The sequence below is a fragment of the Streptococcus sp. HMSC065E03 genome, from assembly GCF_001815045.1.
Lineage (GTDB): Bacteria > Bacillota > Bacilli > Lactobacillales > Streptococcaceae > Streptococcus > Streptococcus parasanguinis_AD.
The window spans coordinates 1-390 of the sequence record NZ_KV818842.1 but is presented as its reverse complement, the minus strand read 5'-3'; the positions used below and the strand labels follow the sequence as shown (position 1 = coordinate 390).

At 36.7% G+C, this 390-nt stretch carries 1 protein-coding gene; it reads left to right on the top strand.

Annotated features, from left to right (window positions below; genetic code table 11):
* On the top strand, window positions 1–390 hold a 390-nt coding region (locus HMPREF3002_RS01385; RefSeq protein ID WP_141754471.1), incomplete at both ends, for an SspB-related isopeptide-forming adhesin.

Below are 390 nucleotides of genomic sequence, written 5' to 3'. Positions count from 1 at the left end.
GAAACTCCAGAATTCAATCCAGAAAAATATGTTCTGAACGAAAAAGAATTTGATTTAACTGGAACTTCATTATTAGATGATGATAAAGAGTTGGCAGACAAGGTTGCAGATACCAATGCGAACCCATATGCGGACGATGCATCTAATAACGAAAAAGCGAATATCAATACTAAATCAGTTAAACCAGGTCAAAAACTTGTTTACCAAGTATGGTTGGATACAACTAAATTTGACGCAAACAACAAAGACCATATCCAATCAGTAGGAATCTCAGATGACTACGATGAGGCTAAAGTTGATGTTGATGGTTCAGCAATCAAAGCTTATGATGGTAAGACTGGTGCGGATGTAACAGCTAAATTCGATATCACTGTGAACAACGGTGTGATT